Annotated in this window: 13 protein-coding genes and 4 pseudogenes; 11 read left to right on the top strand and 6 right to left on the bottom strand. The window is 73.8% G+C overall.

Translation table 11 applies throughout. The features are described from left to right. Nucleotides 1-4 precede the first annotated feature (4 nt). The 3 genes from ACGF12_RS13310 to ACGF12_RS13300 all read left to right on the top strand — a co-directional run bounded on the left by ACGF12_RS13310 (nucleotide 5) and on the right by ACGF12_RS13300 (nucleotide 3,965). Nucleotides 5-2,263 carry a SpoIIE family protein phosphatase gene (locus tag ACGF12_RS13310; RefSeq protein WP_393028412.1) on the top strand — a complete coding sequence of 753 codons (2,259 nt, stop codon included), beginning with the start codon at nucleotides 5-7 and terminating at the stop codon, nucleotides 2,261-2,263. 224 nt (nucleotides 2,264-2,487) lie between these two features. After that, entirely contained in the window at nucleotides 2,488-2,925 is a 438-nt protein-coding gene (locus ACGF12_RS13305) for an ATP-binding protein (protein WP_393028411.1), read from the top strand. 116 nt (nucleotides 2,926-3,041) lie between these two features. After that, nucleotides 3,042-3,965: a SigB/SigF/SigG family RNA polymerase sigma factor gene (locus ACGF12_RS13300; protein ID WP_393028410.1), complete on the top strand. Its 924-nt coding sequence runs from the start codon at nucleotides 3,042-3,044 to the stop codon at nucleotides 3,963-3,965. A gap of 63 nt (nucleotides 3,966-4,028) precedes the next feature. On the opposite strand, the gene ACGF12_RS13295 is transcribed toward ACGF12_RS13300, so the two are convergent. Continuing rightward, nucleotides 4,029-4,487, bottom strand: coding sequence for a hypothetical protein (locus ACGF12_RS13295; RefSeq protein WP_393028409.1), 459 nt, complete (start codon nucleotides 4,485-4,487; stop codon nucleotides 4,029-4,031). Nucleotides 4,488-4,606: 119 nt separating this feature from the next. Further along, a pseudogene (locus ACGF12_RS13290) lies at nucleotides 4,607-5,185 on the bottom strand (zinc-binding dehydrogenase); the annotation flags it as partial. On the opposite strand from ACGF12_RS13290, the pseudogene ACGF12_RS13285 reads away from it, so the two are divergent. Further along, a pseudogene (locus ACGF12_RS13285) lies at nucleotides 5,160-5,231 on the top strand (hypothetical protein); the annotation flags it as partial. The pseudogenes ACGF12_RS13290 and ACGF12_RS13285 overlap by 26 nt on opposite strands. Before the next feature lie 77 nt (nucleotides 5,232-5,308). Here the strand turns inward: ACGF12_RS13285 and ACGF12_RS13280 are convergent. After that, a pseudogene (locus ACGF12_RS13280) lies at nucleotides 5,309-5,647 on the bottom strand (alcohol dehydrogenase catalytic domain-containing protein); the annotation flags it as partial. A gap of 108 nt (nucleotides 5,648-5,755) precedes the next feature. Here ACGF12_RS13280 and ACGF12_RS13275 point away from each other — a divergent pair. Next, the gene (locus ACGF12_RS13275) at nucleotides 5,756-6,397 is read left to right on the top strand and encodes a TetR/AcrR family transcriptional regulator (RefSeq protein WP_393028408.1); all 642 of its coding nucleotides are present in this window, start codon (nucleotides 5,756-5,758) and stop codon (nucleotides 6,395-6,397) included. A gap of 116 nt (nucleotides 6,398-6,513) precedes the next feature. Here the strand turns inward: ACGF12_RS13275 and ACGF12_RS13270 are convergent, their stop codons facing one another. Continuing rightward, nucleotides 6,514-7,452, bottom strand: a complete 939-nt coding sequence (locus ACGF12_RS13270) for a hypothetical protein (RefSeq protein ID WP_393028407.1) — start codon at nucleotides 7,450-7,452, stop codon at nucleotides 6,514-6,516. Between the two features lie 286 nt (nucleotides 7,453-7,738). Here ACGF12_RS13270 and ACGF12_RS13265 point away from each other — a divergent pair, with 286 nt between their 5' ends. Together ACGF12_RS13265 and ACGF12_RS13260 are read left to right on the top strand one after the other, a co-directional pair. After that, on the top strand, nucleotides 7,739-8,467 hold the full coding sequence (locus ACGF12_RS13265) for a dienelactone hydrolase family protein (protein ID WP_393028406.1): 729 nt from the start codon (nucleotides 7,739-7,741) through the stop codon (nucleotides 8,465-8,467). Between the two features lie 106 nt (nucleotides 8,468-8,573). Then, nucleotides 8,574-8,930 carry a hypothetical protein gene (locus ACGF12_RS13260; RefSeq protein WP_393028405.1) on the top strand — a complete coding sequence of 119 codons (357 nt, stop codon included), beginning with the start codon at nucleotides 8,574-8,576 and terminating at the stop codon, nucleotides 8,928-8,930. Between the two features lie 15 nt (nucleotides 8,931-8,945). Here the strand turns inward: ACGF12_RS13260 and ACGF12_RS13255 are convergent, their stop codons facing one another. Next, nucleotides 8,946-9,476: a GNAT family N-acetyltransferase gene (locus tag ACGF12_RS13255; RefSeq protein WP_393028404.1), complete on the bottom strand. Its 531-nt coding sequence runs from the start codon at nucleotides 9,474-9,476 to the stop codon at nucleotides 8,946-8,948. Here ACGF12_RS13255 and ACGF12_RS13250 point away from each other — a divergent pair. The 4 genes and pseudogenes from ACGF12_RS13250 to ACGF12_RS13235 form a co-directional block, all read left to right on the top strand. Then, nucleotides 9,475-10,116: pseudogene (locus ACGF12_RS13250) on the top strand (FAD-dependent oxidoreductase); the annotation flags it as partial. The gene ACGF12_RS13255 and the pseudogene ACGF12_RS13250 sit on opposite strands and share 2 nt — an antisense overlap. Nucleotides 10,117-10,574: 458 nt before the next feature. Next, nucleotides 10,575-10,775 (top strand): FAD-dependent oxidoreductase, encoded by a 201-nt coding sequence (locus ACGF12_RS13245; RefSeq protein ID WP_393028464.1) that lies wholly within the window; start codon nucleotides 10,575-10,577, stop codon nucleotides 10,773-10,775. A gap of 189 nt (nucleotides 10,776-10,964) precedes the next feature. Continuing rightward, nucleotides 10,965-12,512 carry a long-chain fatty acid--CoA ligase gene (locus tag ACGF12_RS13240; protein ID WP_393028403.1) on the top strand — a complete coding sequence of 516 codons (1,548 nt, stop codon included), beginning with the start codon at nucleotides 10,965-10,967 and terminating at the stop codon, nucleotides 12,510-12,512. 258 nt (nucleotides 12,513-12,770) lie between these two features. Further along, nucleotides 12,771-14,219, top strand: a complete 1,449-nt coding sequence (locus ACGF12_RS13235) for a multicopper oxidase family protein (RefSeq protein ID WP_393028402.1) — start codon at nucleotides 12,771-12,773, stop codon at nucleotides 14,217-14,219. A 4-nt stretch (nucleotides 14,220-14,223) separates the two neighbouring features. Here the strand turns inward: ACGF12_RS13235 and ACGF12_RS13230 are convergent, their stop codons facing one another. Continuing rightward, entirely contained in the window at nucleotides 14,224-15,237 is a 1,014-nt protein-coding gene (locus ACGF12_RS13230) for a 2-dehydropantoate 2-reductase (RefSeq protein WP_393028401.1), read from the bottom strand. Between the last annotated feature and the right edge of the window lie 8 nt (nucleotides 15,238-15,245).

The following is a 15,245-nucleotide window of genomic DNA, read 5'->3' as shown; positions in this document are numbered from 1 at the left end:
CCTCATGACCGGCGCGGACGAGCCGTCGGACGGCACCGCCCGCGCCCTCGCGGCGACCGTCCGCCGACTCCAGCGGGACGCCGAGCGGATGCGGGCGGAGGCCCGGGCGCGCTCCACCGTCGACCTCGCCACCGGCATCCTCGCCGAACGCCTGGGGGTGGTCCCCGCCGAGGCCGCCGCCCGCCTCGGCCGACTCGCCCGGGACGCGGGCGTCCCGGTGGTGGCCCTGGCCGCCGACCTCGTCGCCCTCCCCGACGACACCGTCCAGCCGCTCGCCGGGGCGCCGTGCTCCGGGACCGCCGTGACACCCGCCCTGGCCGCCCTGCCCGACCTGCAGCAGGCCGTCGACGCCGTCCTGGAGCAGACGGGGGAGGTGCTCGGCGTCCGGTCCGTGGCCGTGTGGCAACGGCTGCCCGGGGGCGCCCTGGCGCTGGCCGCGCACGCCGGCCTGTCCGCGGACGACGCGGCCGCGTGGAGCAGGGTGCCGCCGGGTGTCCCGACCCCGGCCCAGCGGGTCGTCGCGGGCGGTGCGGACCTGTGGCCGGGCGACCCGGGGGCGGAGGCGCCGTCGATCGGCGCCGGAGCGGACCGGGCCGTCCTCCCGCTGCTCGACGGCGGCCGTCGGCGCGGCGCGCTGGAGGTCCTGCAAGCCGCCCCCGCCGCCCCGCTCGGTCCCTCCCAGCGCCGCCAGCTGTACGCCCTCGCCGACCTCTGCGCGACCCTGCTGGGCACCCCGCCGGCCCCGGCCGCACCCGAGGCCGCCGCCGACCTCCTGGACGGGCTGCTCACCCCCGCGCTCCTGCTGGAACCGGTGCTGCGGGACGGGCAGGTGGTCGACTTCACGGTGGTCCGGGCGGCCGCGCGCTTCGAGGACCCGCTCGGCCGCCCCCCGGAGGCGTTGGAGGGCGGCTCGCTGCTGGAGAGTTACCCGGCCGCGGTCGGCGGCGGTCTGCTCGAACAGCTGGTGCGGGTGCACCGGACCGGCTCGCCGCTGCCCGCCGAACGCATGCGGCTGGTCTTCCGCGAGGGCGAACGCGCCCTGCCCGCCACCGTCCTGCTCGCCGCCGCCCCGCTGGGCGACCGGCTGCTGCTCGGGTGGCGGCTGGAGACCGATCGGGCCGACGAGGCCGAACAGACCGCTCTCCTCGGCCACGCCCAGCGGCTGGCCAGGGTCGCCGGTTTCGAGGAGTTCCCGCAGAGCCACCGGATCCTGTGGAGCGCCGGCCTGTACGAGCTGTTCGGCCTGCCGCCCGGCACCCCGCCCGTGCCGCTGGCCGGGCTCGTCGCGCACGCCCACCAGGACGACGTCCCCGCCGTACGGCGCCTGGTGAGCACCGTCCGGCACGGGCACCGGGCCTCCTCCGCGGTCTTCCGGCTGGCCCGCCCGGACGGCACCCTGCGGCACACCCGGGTGATCGCGGAACCGGTCCTCGACAGCGCGGGCCGGCTCACCGCGATCCGCGGCGCCTACCACGACGTCTCCGCCCAGCACTGGACCGAGGTCGCGCTCGGCGCCACCCGGGCCCGCCTGGCCGACAGCGAGCAGGAGTCGGCCGAGCGCGCCCAGCTGGCGCTGCGGCTCCAGCAGGCCATCCTGCCCGCCGCGCCGCCGCCGCTGGGCGTCACCGGCCTGCACGCGGCCGTGCGCTACCGCCCGGCCGCCCAGCGCGACCGGGTCGGCGGCGACTGGTACGACGTGCTGCCGCTGCCCGACAAACGGGTGCTGCTGGCCGTCGGCGACGTGGCCGGCCACGGTGTCGAGGCGGCCACCGGGATGGTGGCGCTGCGGCACGCCCTGCGCGGCCTCGCCGTCACCGGGGCGGGCCCGGCGCGGCTGCTGGAGTGGGCGAACACGGTGGCCCTGCGCGAGCCCGGCCAGGTCACCGCCACCGCCGTCTGCGTCCTGCTGGACCCGGTCGGCGGCGCGCTGCGCTGGGCCCGGGCCGGGCACCTGCCGCCGATCCGGCTCGGCCCGGACGGCGCCGAGGTGCTGGCGCTGCCGCACGGCATTCTGCTCGGCGCCCTGGACGACGCCCAGTACGAGGAACGCACCGCCCGGCTGGCCCCCGAGGACGTCCTGCTGCTGTACACCGACGGCCTGGTCGAACGCCGGGACCGCCCGGTCGAGGAGTCCGTCGACCAGCTGATCCGCGACGCCGGCGCCCCCGGCCCGGACCTGGAGGGCTACCTCGACCGGCTCCTGGAACTCAGCCCCGCCGACACCGACGACGACACCTGTCTGATCGCCGTCCAGACCGGGTGACCGCCCGGCGTGTCGGACCGGGCGGCTCGGGTAGGCGCGACTTAGCGAGGGCCGACAGCGGGACGGAGGGACGGAAGGGATCCCCGACGATGCCGCCGAGGTGACAGACGGCACCGCGCTCATGGATCGCACCGCTCACGGTCCGTACAGCTCACGGACCGCACCGCTCACCGACCGCACCGCTCACCGACCGCACGGCGAGCATGGAGACCAGGGAGCGAGGGATGCGCACGACCACGGCCGGGGCACGGTTCCCCACCACGGGACCGCCCCCGACCCTGCCCTGGGCACGGTGGCTGCCGCTCTCGGCACGGGCCGGAGTCGCCGCCGAGGCGCGCGCCTTCACCGCCGACTTCCTGGCCGGGGTGCCGGACCCGTTCGTGGTCGCCGACGCCGTCCTGGTGGTCTCCGAACTCGTCGGCAACGCCCTCCGCCACGCCGGCGAACCCGGCGCCCTGTTGCTGGTCAGAGGCCCCGGACGGGTGCGGATCGAGGTCAGCGACTCCAGCCCGAGGCCGCCGCTGCCCAGGCCCCCGCACGGCCCCGACGAACGCGGGGGCCTCGGCCTGTACCTGCTCGACCGGCTCGCCCTGCGCTGGGGCTGGCGACCGCTGGGGCCCGGCAAGACCGTCTGGTGCGAGCTGCGACTCCCGGAGGGCTGAGCCCCCGGTGTCCGCGGGCCCCTGGCGGGTAGGTACACCACAGGGCGGCCGGTGTACCGGCCGACCGCTCCCGCACCCTCCCCCCCGGGTGCCGCCCGCACGGGCAGGAGAAGCACGTGACCACCCCTCCCAGCAGAGTCCACCTCGCCGACCGGGAGGCGGCCGCACCGCCCCGCCAGCCGTCCGACCTCCCGCCCCGCCCCAGCGCCGCGGAGCTGCGGGTGATGGGCAAGGCGGAGGCACGCGAACTCAGCGACGCGCTCTTCCAGCGCCTGGGCGGTCTGGTCCGCGAGACCCACGCCTACAGCTACGTGCGCGGCACGATCATCGAACTCAACATGCCGCTGGTCCGCTTCATCGCGGCCCGCTTCCGGCACCGCGCCGAGGACATGGAGGACATCCTCCAGGCCGGCACGATCGGCCTGATCAAGGCCGTCGACGGCTACGACCCCGGCCGCGGCGTCGAGTTCGTCACCTACGCCGTCCCCACCATCGCCGGGGAGGTCAAGCGCTTCTTCCGGGACACCTCCTGGCCCGTTCGGGTGCCCCGCAGCATGCAGGAACTGCACCTGACCGTCGCCCGCGGTTCGGACCGCCTGGAGCAGCGACTCGGCCGCCTCCCGCACCCGGAGGAGATCGCGGAGGACCTCCACATCACCCTCGAACAGGTCACGGAGGGACTGGTCGCCGGCCAGGTCTACCGATCCGATTCCCTGGACGCACTACGGGAGGGCGACACCGACGAGACCGGCAGCGCGATGCTGGACCGGCTCGGCCACTGCGACCCCGGCATCGAACTCGCCGAGTTCCGCACCGCCGTCCGCCCGCTGCTCGCCGAACTGCCGCCACGCGAGCAGACCGTCCTCAAACTGCGTTTCTGGGACGGCTGGACCCAGTCCCAGATCGCCCGGCGGGTCGGTGTCTCCCAGATGCAGGTCTCCCGCATGCTCGCCACCACCCTGTCCCGGCTGCGCCGGCAGCTGGAGGACCGGGAGGCACCCGGCTGGCGGGACCCCTCGGAGGAAGCGGGACCGGCCTGACGCCGCCGGACCCCGTGGCGCCGGACCCCGGTCACCGTCGGCCGGCTCCGCAAGGGCGCGTGGCTACCCGGGTTCGGCGACGGCATGCCCGAGCCGCAGCCGTACCGCCAGCTGCGGCCCCTGCCGCTCCCGGCCCTCCTCGCACGCCGAGCAGAGGTCGCCGATCGTGCGCAGCATCGCCTCGACGTCCGCGGGGGTGCCGAGCAGCTCCGCGGTGATCTCGCCCGGCAGTACGGTCCGGCCCTCCAGCGGCGTGAGGCTGTGCACGTCGAAGGCCTGCGAGGCGCTCACCGCAGGGCCCGGCACGGGGATCGCCGAAACGCCGTCGGGCCGCGACTCGGCCACCGTCCAGATGCCCTCCGGGGTAAGGGTGGGGGGCGAGTCCCACACGTTGCCGATCCGGGTGAGCCCGCGTCCGGTGTGGGTCGGGAAGACGCCTTCGAGCAGGTCGAGGACGGCCTCCGCGACCTCGCGCGCGCCGTCGTGGAGGCGCACCAGCACGTGGCCGGCGGAAAGCGGCAAGCCCATCGGTTCCTCCGCCGATCGCTCCAACCCGTTCGGAGACCAGGTACGCACGGTGCACCGGCCGCCGCATCCTCAGCCGTGCCGCGCGCCGTGGGCGGCAGAGGGCCGTCGCGCGGCTACGGGACGATGACGACCTTGCCCGCGACGGTGCGGGATTCGGCCAGCGCGAGCGCCGCGGCGGCGTCGTTGAGCGGGAACTCGGCGGCGACCTGTGCGGTGAGCACGCCGTCGGCCAGCAGCGTCAGCACCCGGGTGAGGTCCTCGCGCAGTCGGGCGCGGAAGACGTCCGGGCGGCGGCGCTTGCCCGCCCAGAAGTTGTAGAAGTGCGCGGCCCTGCCGTTGGGCAGCGTGTTCCACAGCGCCAGCCAGGCGAACAGCTTCAGCACCGGGAGCCGTGAGTTGCCGTCCTCGTCCTTCGTGGCGGCGGTGCCGTAGGACACCAGCACCCCGCGGTTGCGCAGGAGTCGCCACGAATCCTTCAGCCCGGCGCCGCCGACGTGGTCGAACACCGCGTCCACGCCGTGCGGCGCGAGCTCCCGGATCCGCCGGTACACGTCCGGGTCGCGGTAGTCGACCGGGGTCGCGCCGAGCTCGCGCACCGTGTCGTGGTGCCGGGCCGACGCCGTGCCGATCACCGTGATCCCGGCGTGCCGGGCCAGCTGCACGAGCGTGGACCCGACGCCGCCGTTGGCGCCGAGCACCACGATCGTCCCGCCATCGGGCACCGCGGCGATCCGGTGCAGCATCTGCCAGGCCGTGACCCCGTTGACCACCAGGGTCTCGGCGGCGGCCGCCGTCACGCCGTCGGGCACGGCCACCAGGTCCGCGGCGTCGAGCAGCAGGAGGCTGGCCCACGCTCCGGTCTTGGTGACGGCGGCGAAGCGGCGTCCGATCAGCGCGGCGTCCACCCCCGGGCCGACGGTGACCACCGTGCCGACCACGTCGTACCCAGGCACGAAGGGGAAGGGCGGCTGGTCGTAGTACTTGCCGCGGCGCATCTGCTGCTCGGCGAAGGACACGCCGGTCGCGTCCATCCGCAGCACGACCTGGCCCGCGGCGGGGAGCGGGAGTTCGCGGGTGCGGAGCTGCAGGCCGCTGACGTCGACGGCGCCCGGCAGGACGACCTCGGTGGCGTGGGTGACGGCGGTGCAGTTCATGACGTACTCCGTTTCGGAAGGTTGCGGCTACGTCCGTAAAGTTACAGCCGTAACTCTACGGCGCACAAGAGCCTTGTGCCCGTAAGTTCTCGAATGTAAGTTCACGGCATGGACGACGAGCCGACCACGACACCGACCCGCCCCCGCAACCGCCGTGGGGAAGGCGCCAGGCTGCGCGAGGAGATCGTGACCGCAGCGGTGGAACTGCTGGACGAGACCGGCAACGAAGGTGCCATCACGCTGCGGTCCGTCGCCCGCCGCGTCGGGATCGCCGCGCCCTCGATCTACCGCCACTTCCCGGATCAACCGGCCATCATGCTGGCCGTGGTGAAGCAGGCGTTCGACCAACTGGAGGCGCAGCTGCGCGCCTCCGTGGACGCCGCCGGCGAGGACCCCCGGCGGCGCCTGGTCGCCCTCTGCCACGCCTACCTGGGGTTCGCCCAGGACCATCCCGAGCGCTACCGCACCATGTTCGGCGGCCTCTGGATGCCCGCACTGCAGGGCACCTCCGTGACGGCAGACGACATGGAGACCCTCGGCGACGCGTGTCTGGGCCTGATCTCCGAGGCGCTGGACGACTGCGTCACCGCCGGCTTGGCCGTCAGCTTCGACGTGTCCGCGGACGCGGTCGCACTGTGGCTGGGCCTGCACGGGCTGGCGCACCAGCGGGCCGTGACGGTCGCCTTCCCGTGGCCGCCGGACATCGCCGACCGCATCATCACCGCGCTGGCGCACCTCAAGGCCGAATGAGCCGGGCCGGGTGCGGCCGCGTCTCCCGATCGCCGCCGTACCCGCCGCCGCTCGGCCCCGGGGACGACGGAAGCGCGGGCCCGATCCGCTCGGACCCGCGCTTCAGCTCGACCCGATCAGCCGTGCGTGACGCACTTGTTGGCGCTGTTGGACCACAGGCCCTGGAGGTCGAAGGTGCCGGTGCTCAGGGTGACGTAGGCGTCGAGGTTCTGGCACTCGTCGCCGATCTCGCCGCCGCCGCCGTTCCAGCCGATGCTGGGCCAGAAGTCGGTGACGGTCTCGGCGTACTCGTGGGTCTCGGTGGACTCGATGCCGGAGAGCAGGCGGCCGTCGGTGAAGGTGGTGCAGGCACCGGCGCCGTTGTCGGGGATGTACGGCAGGTTGGTGTAGGCCAGGGTGCCGTAGGAGCTGCTGGTCTTGTCGTGCCAGGCGCAGAAGCCGGAGTTGGGGAAGCCGTCCGGGTGGGTGCCGGTGGCGGAGACGACCACGTACTGGGCGTTGAGGTTGGGCGCCTGGGTGGTGTTGCCGAAGTGGGCGGCGGCCTTGCCGGCCTCGGCGGCGATCTGGGTGGCGGTCGCGCTGGCGGGCGCGGCGGCGGAGTTGTCGAACCAGACGCCGGCCAGCGGGGAGGAGGCCGGGTGCTGGACGTGGACGCCCTTGGTGCCGCAGGTGGTGGTGCCCCTGGCGACGCCCTCGCAGTACTGGTTGAGGATGGTGCCCCAGGTGTCCTGGCTGCCGTAGAGGCCCTTGAACATGTTCTGCATGTCCGGGGCGACCCCGGCCGGGTCGGATGACCACTGCGAGCCCCAGAAGACCAGGTACACCTTCGGGGTGGGGGACACCACGCCCTGGGTGGCGCTGGAGCGCACCGACAGGGTGTTGTTGGTGGTCGCGGCCGACCGCTGGGCGGTGCCGGGGTGGAGCGGCTTGAGCCCGTAGTGGGCTGCGGCCGGGGCGGGTTGCGCCGAGGCTCCGGTGGCCAGCGTGGTGGTGCCGAAAGCGGCCAGGGCCAGCGCGGTGAGGGTGTGGGCGGCGGCCTTGAACGGCTTGCGCATGCGTCTGCTCCCGAGTGTGAGGGTGTGGGAGGTTTGTCCGTGCATTGTTTGAGCGCCGACACCTCACCAGCTCGGCCGCCGGCCGGTCCAGATGTCGGACACGGCGGGGGGAAGCCTTTGCCGTGGTCATACCAAGTCCTTGTCAGGGGACTTGAGGACGTGGGGACTTGGGGAGCCGGGGGGAGCCCGTGGGCCGGGGACGCCCCGGCCACCGGACTCCGGCGGGCCCGACGGATGGCACTACGATGCGCAGCGGCACGTTCCGGCCTATCCACGGGGGTTTTTGATGACGGGTCAGTGGCAGGAGCTGGGCACGCCCGGCGGGATCGAGGCGTATGTGCACCGCCCGGCGGGCGAGGCGCGCGGCGCGGTGGTGGTCTGCTCCGAGCTGTACGGGGTCAACGCGTATCTCCGGGGCGTCTGCGCCGAGTTGGCGGGCCTCGGCTACGTGGCGGTGGCGCCGGACTTCTACTGGCGCAACGCCCGCCGCACCGAGCTCGGGTACAGCGCCGAGGAGCGCGAAGCTGGTCTGGTGCTGATGCGCGCCCTGGACCGCGACGAACTGGTCGCCGACGCCGCCGAGGCGCTGGCCGCGGCCCGGGGCATGGCCGACGGGCACGGGGTGGCGTTCCTCGGGACGAGCATGGGCGGGCACATCGCCGTGCGCGCGGCCACCGAGCTGCGCTTCGAGCTGGCAGCGGTGTTCTACCCGGGCTGGCTGCTCAACTCCGGTTTTCCACTGGTCGGTCCGGTGCCGCCGCTGGAGACGGCCGAGCGGATCGCCGCCAACGGCGTGCACCTGCTGGGCTTCTGCGGCGAGCTGGACCACATCCTCCCGCAGGAGGAGTGGCAGGAGGCCGAGCGGCGGTTGACCGAGGCGAAGGTCGAGCACGAGCTGGTCACGTACCCGGGCGCCCGGCACGGCTTCGCGGCCGACCGCCCGGAGGACCACGACGCCGACGCGACGGCCGACGCCTGGCGGCGGGTGCACGAGGCGCTGGCCCGTCACCTGTAGGCCGGGGCCCGCGGAGCGGAGCAGCGGTGGACAAGCTGCTCCGCTCCATGGGCACGGGCGCGTGCGCGCGCTACGCTTCCCCGGCACGCGTCGACGGGGGATGACGATGGATGAGCGGTACACCGAGCCCAAGTACGCCACCGCGCTCAGAGCCGGTCTGGAACTGGTCGGCTGGATCGGGCTGCCGATCGCGCTCTGGCCGCACTCGATCCTGCTGGCGATCGGTGTGGACGTCCTGCTGATCGGCGTCCCGGCCGTCCTGCAGACCCCGGGCGACAAGTCGGGCACGGTCATCGCGGTGCCCGGCTGGGTCACCATCGTGATGGTGCTCGCCGAACTCGCCGGCGCCGTGACCGCCGCCTGGCTGCTGTTCCCGACCTGGGCGGCGGTGCTCGTCGGCCTGCTCGCGCTGACCTGCTGCGGCACCGAACTGCCGCGCTGGCGCCGCCTGCTGGCCGCCTGACGGGCGCGTTCGACGTCAGGCCCGGTCCGGGGCCCGGAAGTCCGGGTAGCCCAGGATGAACAGCCGCTCGGAGGGGTTGAGGCGGTAGGGGACGGTCTTGCCGGTGTCCGTGAAGCCGAGCCTGCGGTAGAAGGCCAGCGCCCGCCGGTTGTCCTCGTGCACGCCCAGTGTCAACCAGCGGACGTCGGTGTGCTCCCGGGCGTGGCGGATGCACTCGCGCATCAGCTCGGCGGCCGGGCCGGCGGGGCCGCGGTACTCGGGGGAGACGTAGACCGAGTGGACGTGGACGTGGTTGGGGATGTCCGGGAGCGGCTCGACTCCGGCGGTCCCGACCCAGTCCCCGGCCTCGTCGACGGCGACGAAGGTGGCGCACTCCGCGGCGGTGGCCTCGACGGCGGCCCGCTGCTGCCAGGCGTCGTCGGGGAGGGCGAGGGTGTCGTCGTAGGAGGAGCTGAAGGCCTTAGGCGAGTCGAGCAGCGCCTCCAGCTTGATCGAGCGCAGTTCCCGGTGCTCCGCGCCGGTCATCCGGCGTATCGCGTAGTACATGATCCGACTTTCGCACAGCCGGGGGCCTTGTCGCCGGGCCGGACCGGTGGCCGCTGGCGGTGACGGCGGTGACAGTTGTCACGTGGTTCCGGCCACAAAGATCACTGACCCGCGGTCAGGCGGGCGCGAAAGACTGGACGCCTACCGAGCAGGGGGAGAGGCAAGGATGAAGGCATTGGTGGCCGGAGCCGGGATCGGCGGGCTCTGCCTCGCGCACGGGCTGCTGGGGGCCGGCGTCGACGTACGCGTCCTCGAACGGGAGGACGACCCGCACAGCCGCTACCAGGGCTTCCGGATCGCCCTGAACGAGCACGGCCTGGCCGCCCTGCGCGCCTGCCTGCCGGAGCGGCTGCACACGCTGCTGGAGGCCGTCACCGGGCCGATGGCGGGGGAGCGGCTGGTGCTCGACCAGCGGCTCCGGGAGCTCCGCAGGCTCGGGGCGGTGGACGAGGGGGTCGCCACCGACCGGCACGTGCTGCGCCAGCTGCTGCTGGCCGGGCTCGGCGACCGCGTCGAGTTCGGCAAGCCGGTGGTCGGCTACGAGGAACGGGCGGACGGGACGGTCGAGGCACACCTCGGCGACGGCGGCAGCGCCGTCGGCGACCTGCTGGTGGGCGCGGACGGCGTGGGCTCGGCGGTGCGCCGCCGGCTGCTGCCCGCGGCCGAGGTGGTCACCGTCCCCGGCAACGCCGTCCTCGGGCGCACCCCGCTCACCGAGCGGTTCGCCGCGCTGGTGCCGGGCTTCGGCACCGTCGTGCACGGTTCCGGCGTGAGCATGCTGCTCGGCCGGATGGAGTTCCGCCGGCCGCCGCGGCGCGCGGCCGCCGAGCTCGCGCCCGACGTCCGACTCCCCGACACCGGGAGCTACTTGCGCTGGGTGGTGATGCTCCCCGGCCCCGCCGCGGTCGAGCCGGAGGGCTGGGAGGCCGTTCGCGGTGAACTGCTCGCCCTGCTGGACGGCTGGCACCCCGACCTCGTCGACCTGGTACGCGGCGCCGATGTCGTCAACAGCTCGCCCCTGACGGTCCGTTACGCCAAACCCGACCGCACTGGGACGGCATCCGCGGGGTCACCCTGCTCGGGGACGCGATCCACCCGATGCCGCCGAGCGGCGGCCAGGGCGCCAACACGGCCCTGCGTGACGCCGCGCTGCTCACCCGCTCGCTCGCCGCCGTCCAGCGGGGCGAGGCCGAACTCCCTTCCGCTGTCGAGGAGTACGAGCGGCGGATGCTCGACTACGGCTTCGCCGCCGTCGCCGAGAGCCTGGAGCGCCTCCCGGACTTCACGCCGACGCGCTAGCGGACGCGAGGCGCGGCAGCTGGGGCGGAGTTCGTGCGGGCGCGATCTCCGGCCGGGCACTGGTCGTGGTTCACCCGGGCGGCGATGATGACGCGAGTCCATCGACGTGTGACCCCCGCCCGCCCCGGGCCGGGCCGCAGGAGCGCCACCCCCGCGGCCGGGACCGGATCCACACCTTCGGAAGGCACCATGCTGAACCTGTCGGTCCTGCTTGAGGATTCCGCCCGCACGTACCAGAACCGCGAGGCCCTGGTCCTCGGTTCGACGCGGCTCACCTATGCCGAGGTCGAAGCGGCCGCGAACCAGGTCGCCAACCTGCTGGTGGAACGGGGGATCCGGCCCGGCGACCGGGTGGCGCTGAGCTGTCCGAACGTGCCGCAGTTCCCGATCGTCTACTACGGCATCCTCAAGACCGGCGCGGTGGTCGTCCCGCTCAACATCCTGCTCAAGTCCCGGGAGGTGGCCTACCACCTGCGCGACGCCGAGGTGAAGGCCTACTTCTGCCACAAGGGGACGCCGGGCCTGGCCGTCGGTGAGGAGGGCTGGAAGGCGTGGAACGAGGTCGACACCTGCGAGGACTTCTTCCTGATCACCGCCGATCCGGCCGCGCCCTCGCCGATCAGGGGCGCCGAGACCCTGGGCGCGGCGCTCGCCGGGAAGCCCCCGGTCTTCGACCCGGTCGCCACCGAGGCGACCGACACCGCCGTGATCCTCTACACCTCGGGCACCACCGGCCAGCCCAAGGGCGCCGAACTCTCCCACGCCAACACGATGATGAACGTGATGGCGTGCAACCGGATGTTCCGGAGCGCACCGGCCACCGACAGCCACGTCCTGTGCCTGCCGCTGTTCCACACCTTCGGCGCCACCATCCAGATGCACACCGGCTTCTCGACGGCGGCCACCCTCCACCTGATGCCGCGCTTCGACGCGGAGCAGGTCGTGCGGCTGATGAGCACCGAGGAGATCACCTTCTTCGCCGGTGTCCCGACCATGTGGTGGGGCCTGCTGGGTGCCCTCACCGACGCCGTCGACGTGGAGCGGATCGCCCGCAACCTGCGGATCGGGATCTCCGGCGGCGCCCCGCTGCCGGTGGAGATCATCAGCCAGGTCAAGGAGCGGCTCCACGTCCGGATCCTGGAGGGCTACGGCCTCTCCGAGACCTCGCCGGTGGTGACCTTCTCCGATCCGGACCGCGAGCCGCGCCCCGGCTCGGTCGGCGCCCCGGTCTGGGGCGTGGCGGTCAAGCTGATCAACGCCGACTGGTCGGAGGTCACCGGCACCGGCGCGGTCGGTGAACTCGCGGTCAAGGGCCACGGCGTGATGAAGGGCTACTACAACCGGCCCGAGGCCACCGGTGAGGCGATCAGGGACGGCTGGTTCCGCACCGGTGACCTGGCCCGGAGGGACGAGGACGGCTTCTACTACATCGTCGACCGGGTCAAGGACATGATCATCCGGGGCGGCTTCAACGTGTACCCGCGCGAGATCGAGGAGGTGCTGATGACCCACCCCGCGATCAGCCTGACCGCCGTCGTCGGCGTGCCCCAGGACCGTTACGGCGAGGAGGTCAAGGCCTTCGTCATCCTGAAGCCCGGCGCCGAGGCCACCCCCGAGGAGCTGATCGCCTGGGGCCGGGAGCAGATGGCCGGTCACAAGTACCCGCGCATCGTGGAGATCGTCGAGCAGCTGCCGATGACGGCCACCGGCAAGATCCTCAAGCGTGAACTCAAGTGACGGGCCGTCTCCTGCCGGTGCGGTGTGCCTTCCGGAGGGGCTTGCCCATGTGATTTAGATTGCCCGGACATGAGCGAAAATGTCGGAATCAGCCGTCGATCGGTGCTCAAGGCGATCCCCGCAGCGGTCCTCATGGGGGCCTCGTGCGGAATCCTCGAGCACCGACGCGCGGTCGCGGCGACGGCCAGGACGCGACCGCCGTTCCCGCAGCCCGTCGACGTACGGACCCCGCGAGCGGCGCCCGGCCGGGCGTCCGAGGTGCTCGAGCAGACGCTTGACGTGCGCTTCACGGACCTCTCCGTCCCCGGCTACGGGCCGGTCACCACCCGCACCTACAACGGGGCGATCCCGGGGCCGACCCTGCGGCTGCGCGGCGGGGACACCCTGCGGCTGACCCAGGTCAACGGCCTACCGCCGAACCAGCCCTACGACGGCGACCACAACCGGCCGCACGACCCCAACAGCTTCAACCTGCACACCCACGGCCTGCACGTCTCCCCGTCCGGGGACGCCGACAACGTCCTGCGCGCCTTCGCGCCGCGTACGGCCGACGAGGTCGACGCCGGCGCCCCGGAGCCGCAGTACGTGACCACCATCGACATCCCGGCCGACCACCCGGCCGGCACCTACTGGTACCACCCGCACCTGCACGGGGCCACCGCCGTACAGGTCGTCGGCGGGATGGCCGGGGTCCTGATCGTCGAGGGCGACGTCGACGAGGTGCCCGAGATCAAGGCGGCCGCCGACCTCGTCGTCTGCGTCAACGAGCTCAGACTCAAGGACGGCAAGGTCCCCGACTTCACCTCGGGCAACGCGCTGGCCGCCGTTCCGGCCACGCTCACCGTCAACGGCGAGGTCAACCCCACCATCGCGCTGCGCCCGGGCGAGGTGCAGCGCTGGCGGCTGGTGGCCGCGACCGCGTTCACCGCGCTGGGGCTGCGGCTCGCCGGCGACGGGAAGTCCCTCACCTTCCACCAGATCGCGCAGGACGGCGTGACCTTCCCGGCCGTGGTCGCCACCGACACGGTGAGCCTGGCCATGGGCAACCGCGCCGACGTCCTGGTCCGGGGCGGCGAACCCGGCACCTACGAGCTGCGGGCCGACGGGGTGTCGAAGCCGCTGCTGACGGTCGAGGTGGCGGGGGAGCCCGTCGAACCGCCGATGGGGCTGCCGACCGCGCTGCCGCCCGGCAGGCCCTTCCTCGCCGAGGGCGACCTCACCGACCCTGACGCCGACCGCGAGGTGGTCTTCCACGTCGACCAGGGCGTCTTCGGCGGGTCCTTTCCCAGCGCCTACCGCGTGCTGGGCACCCGGGCGACGCCCGCGGCCGACCCCGACGGCGACCAGACCCGGGACCCGGCGTACGGCCTGTTCGACCCCGGCTACGTCAACCACACCCTGCCGCTCGACACCGTCGAACGCTGGACCGTCCGCACCGACGAGACCAGGCCCGCCTTCAACCACCCCTTCCACCTGCACACCAACCACGTCCTGGTCACCCACCGCAACGGCGAACGGCTCGACCCGCCGGTCTGGCAGGACACCATCGGGCTGGCCGGCGGCCAGCCCGGCGACGAGGTCACCTTCCTGGTCAAGTACGAGGACTTCACCGGTCGTACGGTCGCCCACTGCCACCAGCTGCAGCACGAGGACCTCGGCATGATGCAGACCGTCGAGTACGTCGCGCCCCGGCTGCCCGGCCGGTAGGGCCTCAGCCCCCGAGCTCGGCCAGCAGCTCCCGGCCCGACCACGGCCGCGCGCCGCCCGGACCGGCCCGCTCGGCCTCGCGGACCAGCGCGACCAACCGGGCGTTGGCCGGGGCCGACAGGCCGTGCCGCCCGGCCAGCGCGATCACCTCGCCCTGGAGCGAGTCGATCTCGGTCGGGCGGCCGCGCTGCAGGTCCTCCCACATGGACGAGCGGGCCCGGGCGTCGATCCGCAGGCCGGCGGCGGCCAGCCTGCGGAACAGCGCGTCGGGCAGCCCGAGCACCAGGGGCGTCCAGCGCGGCGGGACCGGGCCGAGCCGGGCGGGCGCGATGCCCGCAGCCCGGAAGGCGGCCAGCGCCTCCCGCTGGCACCGGGCCAGGCAGGCTCGGTACGCCCGGGCGCCGAGCTGCTCGCGCAGCGGCAGCCCGGACAGCGCGTTCACCGCGTTGTTGAGGTTCATCAGCAGCTTCGCGGCCTGCACCGCCGGCATGTCCGGGCGCAGCGTCAGGTTGAGCCCCCCGGCCCGGGCCGCCGCCGCGAACGGGCGGGCCGCCGGGGCGTCCTCGACCATCAGCGCACCGCCGCTGCCCTGGTGGACGGCGGCCGTTCCGCTGCGCACCACGTTGTACGGGACCATCCCGGCGAGCACCCGGTGGCCCGGCAGCTCCGCCCGCAGCACCTCGGCGTTGTGCAGGCCGTTCTGGAAGCTGATCACCACCGCACCGGGCGCCAGGTGTTCGGCCAGCTCGCGGGCGGCGAGCCGGGTGTCGGCGGACTTGACGGTCACCAGCACGTAGTCGGCCCGCTCGGCGCCGGCCGCGTCGGTGGCCGTGGTCAGCTCCCGTACCCGGCGGCGGGCGTCGCCGGGGCCGGTCAGCGTCAGCCCGTCCCGTTCGACGGCCGCCATCGCGGCCGGCCGGCCGATCAGGGTGACCTCGGCGACGGCTGCCAGCATGCCCCCGAGGTGGCAGCCGATGCTGCCGGCGCCGAAGACCGCGATCCGCGGTTCCTGGTTCATCCGTGGCG

The organism is Kitasatospora sp. NPDC048296 (assembly GCF_043201815.1).
Taxonomy (GTDB): domain Bacteria; phylum Actinomycetota; class Actinomycetes; order Streptomycetales; family Streptomycetaceae; genus Kitasatospora.
The sequence above is the reverse complement of the archived record's forward strand: the minus strand, read 5'-3'. Positions and strand labels throughout refer to the sequence as shown.

Bases quoted from the DNA above. Each gene is read 5' to 3' on its own strand.
- ACGF12_RS13270 (WP_393028407.1), bottom strand. From the start codon at position 7,452: ATGCGCAAGCCGTTCAAGGCCGCCGCCCACACCCTCACCGCGCTGGCC.
- ACGF12_RS13305 (WP_393028411.1), top strand. From the start codon at position 2,488: ATGCGCACGACCACGGCCGGGGCACGGTTCCCCACCACGGGACCGCCC.
- ACGF12_RS13245 (WP_393028464.1), top strand. From the start codon at position 10,575: ATGCCGCCGAGCGGCGGCCAGGGCGCCAACACGGCCCTGCGTGACGCC.
- ACGF12_RS13260 (WP_393028405.1), top strand. From the start codon at position 8,574: ATGGATGAGCGGTACACCGAGCCCAAGTACGCCACCGCGCTCAGAGCC.
- ACGF12_RS13230 (WP_393028401.1), bottom strand. From the start codon at position 15,237: ATGAACCAGGAACCGCGGATCGCGGTCTTCGGCGCCGGCAGCATCGGC.
- ACGF12_RS13255 (WP_393028404.1), bottom strand. From the start codon at position 9,476: ATGTACTACGCGATACGCCGGATGACCGGCGCGGAGCACCGGGAACTG.
- ACGF12_RS13275 (WP_393028408.1), top strand. From the start codon at position 5,756: ATGGACGACGAGCCGACCACGACACCGACCCGCCCCCGCAACCGCCGT.
- ACGF12_RS13310 (WP_393028412.1), top strand. From the start codon at position 5: ATGACCGGCGCGGACGAGCCGTCGGACGGCACCGCCCGCGCCCTCGCG.
- ACGF12_RS13240 (WP_393028403.1), top strand. From the start codon at position 10,965: ATGCTGAACCTGTCGGTCCTGCTTGAGGATTCCGCCCGCACGTACCAG.
- ACGF12_RS13265 (WP_393028406.1), top strand. From the start codon at position 7,739: ATGACGGGTCAGTGGCAGGAGCTGGGCACGCCCGGCGGGATCGAGGCG.